Source organism: Marinobacterium profundum (genome assembly GCF_001528745.1).
In the GTDB taxonomy this organism is placed as follows: Bacteria; Pseudomonadota; Gammaproteobacteria; order Pseudomonadales; family Balneatricaceae; genus Marinobacterium_A; species Marinobacterium_A profundum.
In genome coordinates this window covers 1-14,409 of the sequence record NZ_BCNS01000214.1, presented here as the reverse complement: position 1 = coordinate 14,409, position 14,409 = coordinate 1, and the positions used below count along the sequence as shown (strand labels likewise).

General features: G+C 57.6%; 13 protein-coding genes and 1 pseudogene. 11 read left to right on the top strand and 3 right to left on the bottom strand.

Annotated elements, in window-relative coordinates:
• From tnpA to MPRO_RS24545, 3 genes and pseudogenes are all read left to right on the top strand, one after another.
• Window positions 1–363: IS200/IS605 family transposase (tnpA, locus tag MPRO_RS24555; protein ID WP_245635198.1), on the top strand; the 363-nt coding region annotated here is incomplete at its 5' end.
• Between the two features lie 75 nt (window positions 364–438).
• Window positions 439–1,041, top strand: a pseudogene (locus MPRO_RS24550) (DUF3422 family protein); the annotation flags it as partial.
• On the top strand, window positions 1,038–1,349 hold the full coding sequence (locus MPRO_RS24545; RefSeq protein WP_067299011.1) for a BolA family protein: 312 nt from the start codon (window positions 1,038–1,040) through the stop codon (window positions 1,347–1,349). The pseudogene MPRO_RS24550 and the gene MPRO_RS24545, both read left to right, overlap by 4 nt.
• A gap of 40 nt (window positions 1,350–1,389) precedes the next feature.
• Here MPRO_RS24545 and MPRO_RS24540 read toward each other — a convergent pair whose 3' ends face one another.
• Together MPRO_RS24540 and aroA are read right to left on the bottom strand one after the other, a co-directional pair.
• The gene (locus tag MPRO_RS24540; protein ID WP_067299010.1) at window positions 1,390–1,743 is read right to left on the bottom strand and encodes a hypothetical protein; all 354 of its coding nucleotides are present in this window, start codon (window positions 1,741–1,743) and stop codon (window positions 1,390–1,392) included.
• A 243-nt stretch (window positions 1,744–1,986) separates the two neighbouring features.
• Window positions 1,987–3,267 carry a 3-phosphoshikimate 1-carboxyvinyltransferase gene (gene aroA / locus MPRO_RS24535; RefSeq protein ID WP_067299009.1) on the bottom strand — a complete coding sequence of 427 codons (1,281 nt, stop codon included), beginning with the start codon at window positions 3,265–3,267 and terminating at the stop codon, window positions 1,987–1,989.
• A gap of 197 nt (window positions 3,268–3,464) precedes the next feature.
• Here aroA and MPRO_RS24530 point away from each other — a divergent pair, with 197 nt between their 5' ends.
• Genes MPRO_RS24530 through MPRO_RS24520 form a run of 3 tightly spaced genes read left to right on the top strand, consistent with a single transcriptional unit; the run spans window position 3,465 to window position 6,870 of the window.
• A complete protein-coding gene (locus MPRO_RS24530; RefSeq protein WP_067299008.1) occupies window positions 3,465–5,246 on the top strand; it encodes an ABC transporter ATP-binding protein in 1,782 nt (593 codons plus the stop codon).
• Window positions 5,247–5,267: 21 nt separating this feature from the next.
• A complete protein-coding gene (locus MPRO_RS24525; RefSeq protein WP_067299006.1) occupies window positions 5,268–6,389 on the top strand; it encodes a phospholipase D-like domain-containing protein in 1,122 nt (373 codons plus the stop codon).
• 13 nt (window positions 6,390–6,402) lie between these two features.
• Complete coding sequence (locus tag MPRO_RS24520; RefSeq protein ID WP_067299004.1) at window positions 6,403–6,870, top strand: outer membrane lipoprotein; 468 nt, start codon at window positions 6,403–6,405, stop codon at window positions 6,868–6,870.
• Window positions 6,871–7,390: 520 nt separating this feature from the next.
• On the opposite strand, the gene MPRO_RS24515 is transcribed toward MPRO_RS24520, so the two are convergent.
• On the bottom strand, window positions 7,391–7,987 hold the full coding sequence (locus tag MPRO_RS24515) for a YecA/YgfB family protein (RefSeq protein ID WP_369406758.1): 597 nt from the start codon (window positions 7,985–7,987) through the stop codon (window positions 7,391–7,393).
• A 161-nt stretch (window positions 7,988–8,148) separates the two neighbouring features.
• On the opposite strand from MPRO_RS24515, the gene recQ reads away from it, so the two are divergent.
• From recQ to MPRO_RS24490, 5 genes are all read left to right on the top strand, one after another.
• Window positions 8,149–10,272: a DNA helicase RecQ gene (recQ, locus tag MPRO_RS24510; protein ID WP_067299002.1), complete on the top strand. Its 2,124-nt coding sequence runs from the start codon at window positions 8,149–8,151 to the stop codon at window positions 10,270–10,272.
• 173 nt (window positions 10,273–10,445) lie between these two features.
• Window positions 10,446–11,429 carry a tRNA 2-thiocytidine(32) synthetase TtcA gene (gene ttcA / locus MPRO_RS24505; protein WP_082709107.1) on the top strand — a complete coding sequence of 328 codons (984 nt, stop codon included), beginning with the start codon at window positions 10,446–10,448 and terminating at the stop codon, window positions 11,427–11,429.
• Window positions 11,430–11,903: 474 nt separating this feature from the next.
• Window positions 11,904–12,653 (top strand): hypothetical protein, encoded by a 750-nt coding sequence (locus MPRO_RS24500; RefSeq protein WP_067299000.1) that lies wholly within the window; start codon window positions 11,904–11,906, stop codon window positions 12,651–12,653.
• Between the two features lie 175 nt (window positions 12,654–12,828).
• The gene (locus tag MPRO_RS24495; protein ID WP_158651931.1) at window positions 12,829–13,581 is read left to right on the top strand and encodes a hypothetical protein; all 753 of its coding nucleotides are present in this window, start codon (window positions 12,829–12,831) and stop codon (window positions 13,579–13,581) included.
• Window positions 13,578–14,177 carry an elongation factor P hydroxylase gene (locus tag MPRO_RS24490; RefSeq protein ID WP_082709106.1) on the top strand — a complete coding sequence of 200 codons (600 nt, stop codon included), beginning with the start codon at window positions 13,578–13,580 and terminating at the stop codon, window positions 14,175–14,177. The genes MPRO_RS24495 and MPRO_RS24490 overlap by 4 nt, the downstream gene beginning before the upstream one ends.
• Window positions 14,178–14,409: the final 232 nt, after the last annotated feature.

The window sequence follows — 14,409 nt, the reverse complement described above, 5'->3', positions numbered from 1 at the left end:
TTTTTGTCTTCAGCCACTGAATGTAATGATTTCTTATATTTGTTGTTTTTTTACAGTTCTTCCGCCAACCAAAAGCTATACATAATGAGTCGGCGTGAGCGTCAGATGTGTATAAGGGAGGGTGTAAGCATGCGGCCCATGTTCTCGGTATCCAACGTGGTTGGCTACCTCAAGGGCAAAAGTGCGATCGCTATCGCAAGACAATTCAGAGGTCGTCAGAGAAATTTCAATGGCGAATATTTTTGGGCAAGAGGCTACTTCGTCTCGACGGTGGGCCTGGATGAAGAGATGGTTCGTGAGTACATCCGTAATCAGGAGAAAGCGGATGAACATCGGGATCAACTGAGGTTGGGGATGATGTAGCGCCTTGGGCGCAACTGATAGCCCTTTGAGGGCGTCCCCTGATAAGCCTCCGGCTTTGCCGGAGGTCATTTAACTCTTGCCGAGCTGACTGCCATGGCGGCGCGGGTAGAAGATTACCGGGCGCGCTCGACCTTTCGCTTCAGCGCCACGCAGGCGTACCATGAACTGGTGCTCAAGCGTCTTGAAGAGCTGAACGAAGACGAGGTGTCGGGCCACCTGACCCTGACCGAATTCATCACCCGTCGGGTGACTCCTGCGGTACGCACCTGCGAGACGGTAGGGCGCAGGCTAGAGGACTTGTCCAGGCGCATCGACCGGGTATCGGACATGATGCGTACCCGGGTCGAGTTGTCGATTCAGGGGCAGAACCGGGCCTTGCTGGCATCCATGGACAGGCGTTCGCGCATCCAGCTGATGATGCAGCATACCGTCGAGGGGCTATCGGTGGCGGCGATCAGCTATTACAGCGTTGGCCTGCTTAAGCACATTATCACCGCCGCCTATGATGCCGGCGTGCCGGTCGACAAGGATCTGGCGGTGGGCGTTTCAGTGCCACTGGTACTCTTTAGCGTCTGGTTTGTGACTCGGCGTATCCATAAACATTTTCATGAACTTGCCCGCGAGGAGCGCAGTGCGGAAGCGCAGCGCAAGACGGGCGTGAAGGCAGAAAAGACATGAGCGTACAGGCGATAATTGAACACAAGCTCAGCCAGGGGCTGAAAATTGTGCAGCTGGATATCGAAAATGAAAGCCACATGCACTCGGGTCCGGCTACGGAGAGTCATTTCAAGCTGGTGCTGGTATCGGATGATTTTGTCGGCAAGCGCCTGGTGCAGCGTCATCAGCTGATTTTTGGTTTGCTCAAGGACGAAATGAGCAACCCGATCCATGCGCTATCCATGCACCTCTATACGGCGGACGAATGGCAGGCGCGCCAGCAACAGGCACCGACGTCGCCTGAATGCCTTGGAGGCTCCAAGGGGTAGGGCGCTGATGCTGTAAAAGGTTGTATATCCGTGCCAAGGGTCACCAGCTGTGACCCTTGAATTTCCAGTCGATGGCATCGATGGTATCCGCGACCACCGTAATGCGAATTTCCTTGCCGTCGTCGATATAGGTCCAGCGCTCGGCCGGGCTGCGGTAGTCGCAGCTGTTACGGTTGCGGTCATGTCGCCTGTCATGCAGGTACCTGCGTTCGCTACGTCTATCAGTGTTCCTGTGATTGCTGCTGTGGAAAGAGCGCTCATCGCAGCGATAGCCTATCTGGCTCACCCACAGGGGCTTCCCCAGATGCTGCAGCAGGCGCACCACCGAGTCGCCATCGCGAAAGAGTACGCCCCTGATACGTAGCTGATCGGCTGCCGTCAGACTGCTGGCCATTAATAGGCAAAGGCTCAAAATGAGACTGGTCATGCGAAGCGCAGCGGGAAATTTCATTAGGCAACGACTCGGTAGCAGTGACTATGGCTGTTTGAGTCAATCTGTGCGGGATTGTTTCAGCGGATTTGACTGTTACCGGCTTGTAGGAGGCTTTCGGAACTAATGCGCCGCGCTGCGAACACAGGGTGTCCGCAGCGACTGTCATTCAGGCAGGGCCTGTTGGTGGTTTTAGTGCCGGCGGCGTTAGCGTTGGCACAGCGTCTCGAACAGTGAGAAGTATGAGGGGAAGGTTTTGGCGGTGCAGCCAGGGTCATTGATGGTGACAGGTGTATCACTCAGGGCGACCAGCGAGAAGCACATCGCCATGCGGTGATCGTCATAGGTATCGATGGCCGCTTTCTGCAGCTGCGCAGGTGGCGTGATTTCAATATAGTCCTCACCCTCTACCACGCTGGCGCCCACCTTGCGCAGCTCCGTTGCCATGGCACTGAGGCGGTCGGTTTCCTTCACGCGCCAGTTATAGATATTGCGAATGGCGGTTGGCCCCTGTGCAAAGAGAGCGGTGGTGGCGATGGTCATGGCGGCATCGGGGATATGGTTCAGGTCCAGATCCACGCCTTTGAGTGTGCCGCGGGTCACTTCGATCCAGGTTGGGCCCCAGGTCACGCTGGCACCCATCAGCTCAAGCACATCGGCGAAGTGCTTGTCGCCCTGAACGCTGTCGCTACCGACGCCGTGCACACGAATGGTGCCGCCGGCAATGGCGGCTGCGGCGAGAAAGTAGGACGCCGAAGAGGCATCGCCTTCCACCATGATCTCGCCGGGCGAGCGGTAGCTCTGCTGGCCCTTGATATGAAAGCGCTGGTAATTGTCGTTGTCGACTTCAATGCCGAAGCTGCGCATGGCGTGCAGGGTAATGTCGATATAGGGCTTGGAGACCAGCTCACCGTCCATTTCGATGGTCAGGTCGCCTGTCGCCAGCGGGGCGACCATCAGCAGGGCGGTCAGGAACTGGCTGGAAATATTGCCGCGAATCTTCACCTGGCCCCCGGGGAGGCCGCGGGCATTGATCTTCAGCGGCGGATAGCCTTCATCCTTCAGGTAGCTGATGTCGGCGCCGAGCGTACGCAGTGCATCGACCAGATCCCGGATCGGGCGTTCGTACATGCGTGGCTCGCCGGTCAGCAGGAATTCACCCTGGCCCAGACACAGCGCTGCGGTCAGTGGTCGCATGGCGGTGCCGGCATTGCCGAGAAACAGCTCGGCGGCCTGGCTCGAAAAGCTGCCGCCAATTCCCTCAACCGTACAGCTGCGACGATCGTCTGACAGCTGATAGCTCACGCCCAGTTGCTTTAGGGCGGTGAGCATGTGGCGTATGTCGTCGCTGTCCAGCAGATTGGTAATGCGGGTGCTGCCCTCGGCCAGGGCTGCCAGCAGCAGAATGCGGTTGGACAGGCTCTTGGATCCGGGAATCTGGACTTCGCCATCGACGCGGGTGACAGGTTGCAGGGTGATGCTTTCCATTGAATTCTCTTGTGCAGGTTTGCGCAGGGCATATACGTTACTGTCTTGCCGGCGTTACGTCGAGTCCTGCGTGCGCACAAGCGCTAATCACGGGTACTGTCAGGGCATTGTTGGGGCAATCGGGGGCTGCTTTAGGTGTCTGGCGGGGGCTGAATTGTCTATGATGCCATGGGCGAACGATAAGGCAGACGGGCGTTATGGATACAGCGACATATGAATGGGAGCGTATCGCGCGCATTGCACTGGAGCATCGCCGCGAGCTGGTGCTGGCCAACCTGATTGCATTGCTGGCCACCCTGGCATCCGTGCCCCTGCCGTTGCTGATGCCCCTTCTGGTCGATGAAGTGCTGCTCGATACGCCAGGCCCGCTGGTCGAACTGATTAATCCTCTGGTGCCCGATAGTTGGCACGGACCTGTACTCTATATCATGGCCATTCTGCTGGTGACCGTGCTGCTGCGCGCCCTGGCACTGGTGCTGGGGGTGTGGCAGGCACGCCAGTTTACCCTGGTATCCAAGGATATTATCTTTCGTATCCGTAGCGATATGCTGCAGCGTCTGCAACGCATATCCATGGCAGAATACGAAACTCGCGGTAGCGGGGCTGTGACCTCCCATTTCGTGACCGATATTGACACTCTGGACAAGTTTATTGGCGGTTCGGTCAGCAAACTGCTGATAGCGCTGCTGTCGATTCTGGGCACCGCGGTGATTCTGTTGTGGATGCACTGGCAGCTGGCGCTTTTTATCCTGTTTCTTAATCCGCTGGTAATAGCGCTGACCATGGCGATTGGCAAGCAGGTCAAACAGCTCAAAAAACACGAAAATGCCGCCTTTGAAGTCTTTCAGAATGCCCTGATCGAAACCCTGGATGGGATTCAGCAGATTCGTGCCTCCAACCGCGAACGCCATTATCTGTCGCGCATGGTGGATGAGGCTCGTCGGGTGCGGGATCATTCGGCCGCGTTCGAGTGGCGCAGTGATGCTGCGTCGCGCTTTAGCATGATGCTGTTTCTGGTGGGCTTTGATCTGTTTCGCGCCGTCTCCATGCTGATGGTGGTGTTCTCGGATCTGAGTGTCGGGCAGATGATCGCGGTCTTCGGCTATCTCTGGTTCATGATGGGGCCTGTACAGGAAGTGCTCGGCGTGCAGTACGCTTTCTATGCCGCCAAGGCTGCGCTGGCGCGTATCAATGGCTTGCTGATGCTGCAGCAGGAACCGTATTACCCGCATCGCCGTGATCCTTTTGCCGGGCGCAGAACAGTGTCCGTCAGTGTCGAAAATGTGCACTTTGGCTACGGCCCCGGGCAGGATGTGCTCAATGGCATCAGCCTGATGGTGCCGGCGGGTCAGAAAATCGCCCTGGTGGGGGCCAGCGGCGGTGGCAAGTCGACCCTGGTGCAGGTGTTGCTCGGGCTCTACCCGGCAGCGAGTGGCCGCATTCTGTTTGATGGCGTGCCGCTGGAGGATATAGGCCTGGATCGGGTGCGTGAGCGGGTTGCCACTGTATTGCAACAACCGGCATTGTTTAATGGCACAGTGCGCAGCAACCTGGCCATGGGGCGGGAGTTCAGCGATGCGCAGCTGTGGCGGGCGCTGGAAATCGCCCAGCTGAGCGACTTCATTGTTGGGCTGGAACAAGCGCTGGATGCCCGCGTCGGGCGTCAGGGCGTGCGCTTATCCGGCGGTCAGCGCCAGCGCCTGGCAATTGCGCGCATGGTGCTGGCCGATCCGAGCGTGGTGATTCTGGACGAGGCGACCTCGGCGCTGGATGCTCAAACCGAGGCACGGCTGCATGAGGCATTAAGTCATTTTCTGGCCGGGCGCACCACCCTTATAGTGGCACACCGTCTAAGCGCAGTGCGCCAGGCAGATCATGTCTATGTGTTCGAGGATGGCCGTATTGCCGAGGAGGGCGCCCACGAGGCGTTGCTGGATCGAAACGGCCTCTATGCCAGGCTCTACGGGCATTATCAGTAAATCAGGCTGCCAGGAGAAAGGATGCAGTATCGCAGGCGTTTCAAGTGGCGAGAAGGCAATGCGGTTGAGTTGATTGTCGATGGTGAGCAGTTTTTCCCGATTATGCTCGATGCAATCCGTCAGGCCAGTCACAGCGTGCTGATGGAATTTTATCTGGTGTCCTCTGGCCAGATAATGAACCGGTTTATCGTCGAGATGATCGCGGCTGCACGGCGCGGCCTGATGGTGCGCCTGATGATCGATGGCTTCGGTGGCCGCAAATTGTCTGAGTCCGACCGCCTGCAGCTTGAAGCCGCCGGGGTCGTGATCCTGGTGTATAACCCGCTGAAATGGAGCAAGCTGACGCAGAATTTTGCCCGTGATCATCGCAAGCTGATGATCGTGGACCAGTCGCGGGCATTCATCGGCGGTACCGGTCTGACGGACGAGTATTGGCTGGCCGAGGAGGCCGGTTGCCCCTGGCATGAGGTCATGCTAGCGCTGCGCGGCCCCGTGGTGTGTGATCTGATCGAGCTGTACAACGCGCTATGGAAGCGCTGCACAGCGACGCGCTTGCCGCCTGGCTGTCTGGGGCCTGAAGTGGGGTCTGCGCAGATGAAGGTGTGCACCACCGAAGGGCTCTATCAGCAGGGTATTAAGCTCAGCTTTTTGCAGCAGGTCAATCAGTCCCGCGAGCGCATCTGGCTGGCAACTGCCTACTTTATGCCCTCGCGCTCGTTGCGTCGGGCTCTGCGTCGGGCAGCGCTGCGAGGCGTCGATGTGCGATTGATTCTGGCCGGCCCCTTTACCGATCAGCCCTGGGTGTTCCATGCCTCCAAGCGGTATTATCAGCGCCTGCTCAGTGCCGGGGTGAAAATATTCGAGTATCAGCCCCGATTCCTGCATGCCAAGGTGGGGGTGGTGGATGACTGGAGTTCTATTGGTTCCTGCAACCTGGATCACTGGAACCTGCGCTGGAACCTGGAGGCCAATATCGAAATTCGCGAGCCGCTGTTTGTCGACCAAGTGACGGCCATGCTCAGTGCTGACTTGGAGCATTGCAGCGAAATAACCGAAAAAGCCTGGCATGCGCGCCCCTGGCATCGCAAAATCCGTGAGTATATCTGGTCATTGATCAGTCAGATTGTGTTGAGAATTCGATAACGAGGAAGTGGCAATGAAAAACATATCAGGTTGTGCGGCGCTGGTGCTCGGTTCTGTGTTGCTGGCAGGCTGTACCGGGCCCAGCCTGACCGGTACCACCTATTCGCGCTCCGAGGCGCGCCAGGTGCACTACGTTCGTTATGGCGTGGTGGACTCGGTAACGCCGGTGGTGATTGAAGGGCGTACCGACGGTGTCGTGGGTACCGGCGCTGGCGCCATTGTCGGTGGTCTCGCGGGTAGCAATATCGGTGGTGGCAGTGGCCGCGCAGTGGGTGCCGTAATAGGTGCAGTTGCCGGCGGCGTGCTGGGCAACAAGATTGAATCTTCGGCCACCCGCAAGCAGGGCCAGGAAGTTACCGTGCGCCTGGACAACGGGGAAACCCTGTCACTGGTACAGGAAGTGGATGGCGGTCAGTTCTTCCGCCCAGGTGAGCGTGTGCGTCTGCTGGAGTCGGCTGGTGCGACTCGCGTAGCCTACTAATGCCTCTCGGCGTTGCCCCAGTTTTGCCGGGTGCACCGGTTATGGGAATAGGTGGAGGACGAATTTGCTCGAGAATGCGACAGGTTCATTTTCCTGTGCTATGTTGAAGTTATCTTTATCTGAAGGGAGGGCTTAGCTGAGTGTTATCAATAATCACAGTTCGATCTCCGAATGGTCGTGAGACCATCAGGCATTAGCAGTAATGCTTTAGTATTCCCCGGGCAGGCACTGATCTTCAGGCCTGCCCTTTTAGATTCCGGGTTCGCTTGTTTCCGTGCGACGTGCAGGCAGCAGGCCTGTTTGTCGTGACACTATGGCTTTCATAGCACTGATAAAGCGGGCTTCGCCCAGCGGATAACAAAAAACCTCGTCAGATCAGCTCTGGCGAGGTTTTTTTGTGCTGGAAAGCTCTGGAGGCGTGCCATCATTCGTTCCCGGCAGTGACAGCATGCCCTCCGTCCCTGGAAGTTCACTGATTTTTGCTCCCGGCAAAATCAGTATGCCCTCCATCCCTGGATGGTTACTTCTCGGGGGAGTGGAATACCAGGTAGAGGTCGACCAGCAGGTCCGGAATCTGTTTAACCATTTCTTCGCACAGGCGCTTGTCGCGACGGATCTGTTTGAAGTCATCTTCTTCGAACAGGTCTGATGCAACCATGATCGGCAGCAGCAGTTCGGCCACCTGCTCTTCACGTTCAGCGCTGAACCACAGCTCTTCGTGCAGGAACACACCTTCCATGAACGCCTCGGCCCAGAGTGTCAGCGGTGCTATGCCGGTTTCCTTGTCTTCGTCGTCGAGTTCAAGGGTGGTGTCGCAGGGCAGGTCGATCTCTTCGTCGCTGTACAGGTCGCTGCCTATGGACTGGTACCACTGGCGCAGCAGGCCGGCGATTTCAGTGCGCTCTGCATCGGATTTCCACTGGGGTTCTCCGTCAAGCAGTAACGCCAGCCATTCGGCCTCGGGCACAGGCTCAGGGCTGATGCTAAGAGCACAGAAAAGACCGTGAATACCGATCAGGTCAAGGGAGTCTTCGGATACGGCGTCGGAGAACAGGAATTCCTCGAGTCGGTCCAGCTCATCATCGTTCAGTGGCTGGGCAATAGGGGGCATTGACATGGGGCTGTCCAGATTCCGGTTTGGTTGGGGCGATTCTACCGCCAAAGGACTTAAAGAAGTAAGAGTAAATTGAAATCAACCGCATTTTGACTCTGGTTGTTCAGCTGCGGACGGGGGAATTCAAGTGACAGGGCGCTGACCTTGCCGGATAATGCCGCCCCATGATGGAACACGCACTTCGAGTACTGAAAGACGTTTTTGGCTATGACCAGTTTCGCACCCCCCAGGAAGAGGTAATAAGCCTTCTGGTGGGCGGCCAGGATTTGCTGGTAGTTATGCCGACCGGTGGCGGCAAGTCACTCTGTTACCAGTTGCCGGCGCTGCTGCGCGAGGGCACGGCCGTGGTTGTGTCGCCCCTAATTGCGCTGATGCAGGATCAGGTTAGTGCGCTGTCGCAGTGGGGCATTAGTGCCGGCTGTCTCAACTCGGCGGTGAGCTTTGAAGAACGCAGCCGTACTGAAAATGCGCTGCGCAGTGGCGAGCTGGATCTGCTCTATATAGCGCCAGAACGACTGCTGCAGCCGCGTACGCTGGATCTGCTGTCGCAGTGCACTGTGGCCCTTTTTGCCATTGACGAAGCACACTGCGTATCGCAGTGGGGGCATGATTTCAGGCCTGAATATCTGCAGCTGAGCCGCTTGCGCGAGCGCTTTCCCGGCGTGCCGCGCATCGCCCTGACCGCCACTGCAGATGGACGTACTCAGCAGGAAATCGTTGAACGGCTGCAGCTGGATCAGGCCGTGCGCTTTATTCAGGGGTTTGATCGCCCCAATATCCGCTACCGCATTGGCCAGAAAGATAAGGCAAAGGATCAGTTGCTGCGCTTTCTGCGCGATGAGCACCCGCAGGATGCTGGCGTGGTGTATTGCCTGTCGCGCAAAAAAGTCGAGGCTACCGCCGCCTGGCTGTGTGAACGTGGCTTCAATGCGCTGCCGTACCACGCGGGGCTGTCAACGGAACTACGGGCGCATAACCAGCACCGTTTTCTGACCGAAGAAGGCTTGATCATGGTGGCAACCATCGCCTTTGGCATGGGCATCGACAAGCCCAATGTGCGTTTCGTGGCGCACCTGGACTTGCCCAAAAGCATTGAAGCCTACTACCAGGAAACCGGCCGCGCCGGTCGTGACGGTATGCCCGCTGATGCCTGGATGGTATACGGACTGCAGGATGTGATTTTTCTGCGTCAGATGCTTGAAGGCTCCCAGGCCCCCGAGCAGCAAAAACAGATTGAGCGTCAGAAGCTTGAAGCCGTGCTGGGTTTGTGTGAAATCACCAGCTGTCGGCGCCAGACGCTGCTGGCGTATTTCGGTGAGTCGGAGCATGCGCCCTGTGGCAATTGCGATACCTGTCTGGAGCCGGTGCCGGTTTGGGACGGCACTGAAGCGGCGCGCAAGGCGCTGTCGGCGGTCTATCGCTCGGGCCAGCACTTCGGCGTCAATCATGTGATCGATATACTGCTGGGCAGTGCCAGCGAGAAACTGCGTGAGCGCGGCCATGATCGCCTGTCGACCTTTGGCATTGGCAAGGACCTGGACCGCAATCAGTGGCGCTCGGTGTTTCGCCAGCTCGTGGCGCGGGGCTTTCTGGGCGTCGATGGCCAGGGGCATGGTGTGCTGCACCTGACCGAGGCCTGTCGCGGAGTGTTGCGCAGCGAGCAGACGCTGGAGCTGCGGCTGGAGTCCCGCACCCAGAGTCGCTTTACCCGCAGCTCCGTGCCGCAGTCGAAACTCGAAGCCAGTGACTATGCCCTCTGGAATGATCTGCGGGCCGCACGCAAGGTGCTGGCTGAAACTCAGGATGTGCCGCCCTACGTGATCTTCCATGATGCCACGCTAATGGAAATGGTTATGCACCGGCCGCTGAATGAGGTGCAGTTGCGCAGGCTCAACGGTGTGGGCGAGCGCAAGCTGGAGCTTTATGGCAAGCAGTTCCTGGCGGTCATCGAGCAGCATGAGCAGGCTGGCCAAACGCAGGCGGTGGCCTCGGACGAAGCCCTGCTGCTGTTTCGCAGCGGCATGACCGTGCAGCAGGTTGCGCTGCAGCTCAAATTGTCGGTCAATGCCATCTTCGGTCAGCTGGCGCGGGCGATTCAACAGGGACAGCTCGAGATGGCCGAGGTGGTCGAGTTACCCCAGGCGGAAGTCAGTCATATCCAGCAGGTCATGATTGAGTGTGAGCGCGACTTCGGTGCAGCGCTAAAACCGGTGCATGAAGCCCTGGGCGGCGCCTATGAAATGGGTTTGCTGCGTTGTGTACGCGTGGGGCTGAGCCTCGATCGCTAATGCCGCCCCCCGTACTTCAGCGGCAGGCATCGCGATAATCGACTCAGTATTCAAAGGTCGATTGCGCGCAATTCCCCTGGATCCACCGCCGTATTGGTCGGGCGCAATGGCTGCGCATCGAGGTTGACTTCGTTATAATCGGCGCCTCTTCAAATTCCGATCGATGCCTACCCATGAGCGATATCCTGTACCAAGAGGTCCTGAGCGATCCTGTTTCTTCCCTGGCGCCTGCTGATCCTGCGTCCGACGCTGAGTTATTCGCAGAGTCAGGTGCCAGGCCGGGCGCCCAAAGTGACGCCGAACGTACAACCAAACTGCGGCTGAACAAGCTGCAAAAGCGGTTGCGTCGAGATACGGGGCGGGCGATCGAGGATTTCAGGATGATCGAAGACGGCGACCGGGTGATGGTCTGCCTGTCCGGTGGCAAAGACTCCTACACCATGCTCGACATTCTGCTGAACCTGCAGAAAAGTGCGCCTATCAGTTTCGAGCTGGTAGCGGTCAACCTGGATCAGAAACAGCCGGGCTTTCCAGAACATATACTGCCGGCCTATCTTGAAGCCGTTGGCGTGCCTTACCATATCGTAGAGCGGGATACCTACTCGATCGTCAAGGAACTGGTGCCTGAGGGCAAGACCACCTGCGGCCTCTGCTCGCGCCTGCGCCGCGGCACTCTCTATGGTTTTGCCGATCAAATAGGCGCCACCAAAATTGCCCTGGGCCATCACCGCGACGATATTCTGGAAACCTTTTTCCTTAACATGTTCTTCGGTGGCAAGCTCAAGTCCATGCCTCCAAAACTGGTGTCGGATGACGGCAAAAGCATGGTGATCCGGCCACTGGCCTATGCGCGGGAAAAGGATATTCAGGCCTATAGCGAGCTTAAAGAATTTCCGATCATTCCGTGCAATCTGTGTGGCTCCCAGGAAAACCTGCAGCGACAGGTCATCAAGGACATGCTGCAGGGCTGGGATCGTAGCCATCCTGGCCGCATGGAAACCATGTTCAGGTCTCTGCAAAATGTGGTACCGAGCCACCTGGCGGATACGCAACTGTTTGATTTCGCCAACCTGCAGCGGGGTTTCGCCCACGGGATTGCCACCTCGGATGAAGACTCTGCAGCGCCGGGTGGGCGCATTGATATACTGTCACTCTGAGTATTTTTCGCGATTTCCATGTCCCGACGACTGCAGAATGCTGGCCGTAGCGAGAGCCGGCTGGTTTAAGCTGGTTTTTTCGGTGCTTTAAGGCGATAAATCGGCAGCACTGCCAATTTACACAGTGTTAGCTCAAGCTGCAGGGATGTAGCTTGTGGATAGTGGTTCTGTTAAACGCAAAACTGCCCCTCTTGTTGTTAGGGAGCCAGATGGTTCGCAGTAGGTGAGTATGGTCGGATAGCCTCTTGGGTCCTGATGTCTGCAGTGTTCAGCTATGCTAGAGGCAACGGTGTAACCTGTGAGGCATGCAATTAGCTGGAATTGGGCTTGCGGGCAGAGGCAGAAGCGTAAGTGGTCGGTGGTTGTGTCGTGTTACAATTGGATTTGTTGCTGCCGTGATATTCGTGAGTGTTGAACGCTCAGTGGCGGTGAGGTATGGACGCCTGAAACGCAGATTGGAGAGGGCATTGATCGATGAGTGACAACCAAAGCAACCCGGGTGCTTCGCTCGATCGGGTGCGAGAATTGCGTGGGCTGCTGCTGGACTTTATCGCAGGCGGCCCTGCCAGAGCGCCCCGCTACAAGGTGCTGCGCGATGGCTTGATGGCCGATAGCCAGGTTAATGGGCGCCTGCCTGAGCTTGTGCTTGAGCACGAGAATCTCAATGATCTCTGGCAGTATATGAAGTACAAATCCGCCAGTAAGGTAGAGCGTCAGGAAGTCATTCGCCAGCAGTTTGATGATCTGGCCCGCGTACTCAGCGGTGCACCTGCCGCAGCGCCTGAAAACTACGAAGCTATTGCCGTGGAAAAACTCTTCAAGGCCTGGTACCGGCTCAGCCAGGACAGTATGGAGCCGCGTCGTCTGGTCTCCACGGCCCGCAAGATTGCGGTGCAGGTGTGCAGCTCAATCATTGATGCGCATTATCACTCAGGTGAGATTCGTGGCGGTAATGAAGAGCTGACCCAGGTTTTCAACATGACCAAAGACGTGCTCTTCGCCTGTAGCGGTACCGATAGGCAATTGATCGTAACCGATGCAGTGGCCGGTGCTGCTGCGCTGCGCAAAACTTTTGATGGGGTTCTCGAACGTATTGGCCAGCCTGCGCTGGATGACACTAGCCGGCTTCAGCTGGCTCGCATGGGGGTTCATGCTCTGCTGTCGGCAGCGATGTCCCTGCTGAGCTGCTGGTATATGTTGCAGGCTTCTGCCGCCAAACCCTGAGGCGTTCGCGTCGGGGTTCTTTCCTGTTTTTTCACTGCTTTTGCCGATGTCGTGACAAGCTCTGTCGGGACAGTAATAATATGCGCCTTCTTTTCGGCCTCTGCATCGCCCTGACAGTTTCGGTGCCTCTTCATAACACCGATTTGGGTACGCATTTAATAATGTGAGGATGAATGTGAAACAGATTAGTTGCCTGGTGTTGGCCTCTTTGCTGCTTGGTGGTTGCGTGGCCAACGGGCCCGTAACTGCCGAACCTGATATGCCGGTAGCGGGGGAGGGAAATGCCCCGGCAGGGCAGGATGCCGCTACGGCTGGTGCTTCTAGTGCTCCCGGTCAGAAGCCCGGTGACCGTCCTGTGGCCGGGACAACAACAGCGGCTGATGAGGCGCTGCAGCGTAACCTGGAGACGCTGGCCAATCGCCTGACGCTGGTGCAGGAGCAGCTAATCCAGATCAAGGCCCAGGGCGCCGAACTGGCACAGCAGTCGGGCACGGCGCTGGCACGCCTGCAGATGCTGACCGGCAGTGCCCAGGACAGTGCTGACGGCGCTGGCGACAGCAGCGCGCCCGCAGGTACATCGGGCGCAGCACCTGAACAGCTGGGGGGGCTGATCGATCAGCTCAGCCTGATCGCCAATGAGCTGTCTCTCAGTGGTGTGGGGGACAGCTACCGCATCGCAGCCGATTACACCGGCGCCGGGCAATGGGTACTCATTCGTTATGACCGCTTTAGCGGTGAGTCATGGCTGGCGGATCAGGGGGCCTGGCAGCTGTTGCAGGACGATGCGACGCTGGAGCGTTCGGATTACGAGGTTCAATTGACCCGCGCCGACAACGATATCAAGGGCTATGTGGCGGCCCGGCTGGATAGGCGCAATGGTGATACCTGGTGGCTGAAGCAGGATACATGGCAGAAATTCGAGCGATGAGCACGCATCAATACCAAGACCTGATCCAGCTGTTTAACGGTCAGTTTGAGCACAGCCTCAATACTGTGCTGGTGCGCGGTGATGACGAGCCCGTCTATCTGCCCGCCGATGCTGAGTATCCGCAGCACCGGATCATTTTTGCCCACGGTTTTTTTTCCAGCGCTCTGCATGAGGTTTCCCATTGGTGCGTGGCCGGTGCGAAGCGGCGTACCCAGGTGGATTTTGGTTACTGGTACAAGCCCGATGGGCGCACCGCAGAGGAGCAGGCGCTGTTCGAGAGCGTGGAAGTTAAACCCCAGTCGCTGGAGTGGATGTTTTCGGTCGCCTGCGGGCACCGGTTTCATTTCAGTGCCGATAACCTGTCGGCGGAGATTGGCGCCAGCCGCGGTTTCGAAATTCGCGTTCAACGCCAGGTTCTGCACTATCTTGAAGCGGGGCTGCCGACCAGAGCCGGGTTGCTGGTGGACGCACTCAGTGCCTTCTATGGCACAGGGGCGCTTCAGCCCAGCGACTTTGCTCTGCCATACGATGTCGAGTCTGTCTCGGCGCCTCTAGGAGGCTGTCCGAGAATGCTGGCCGTAGCGAGAGCCGACTGATTTGAGCGGGTTTTTGCGGTGTTTTAAGGCGAATAGTGGTTCTATTTAACGCAAAACAGCACAAAAAACAGCCAAACTCAGGTGGCTCGCAGTAGGTTGAGTATTGTCGGACAGCCTCCAAGCAGCCTGTCGGACTTGGCCGATCGTAGCGAGGGAAAGTCCGTTTTGTTCAGCACATCCATGTGCTTCACCCCTACGGGTTTTGCACGTTCAATAGCTCCCGGCGATTGAA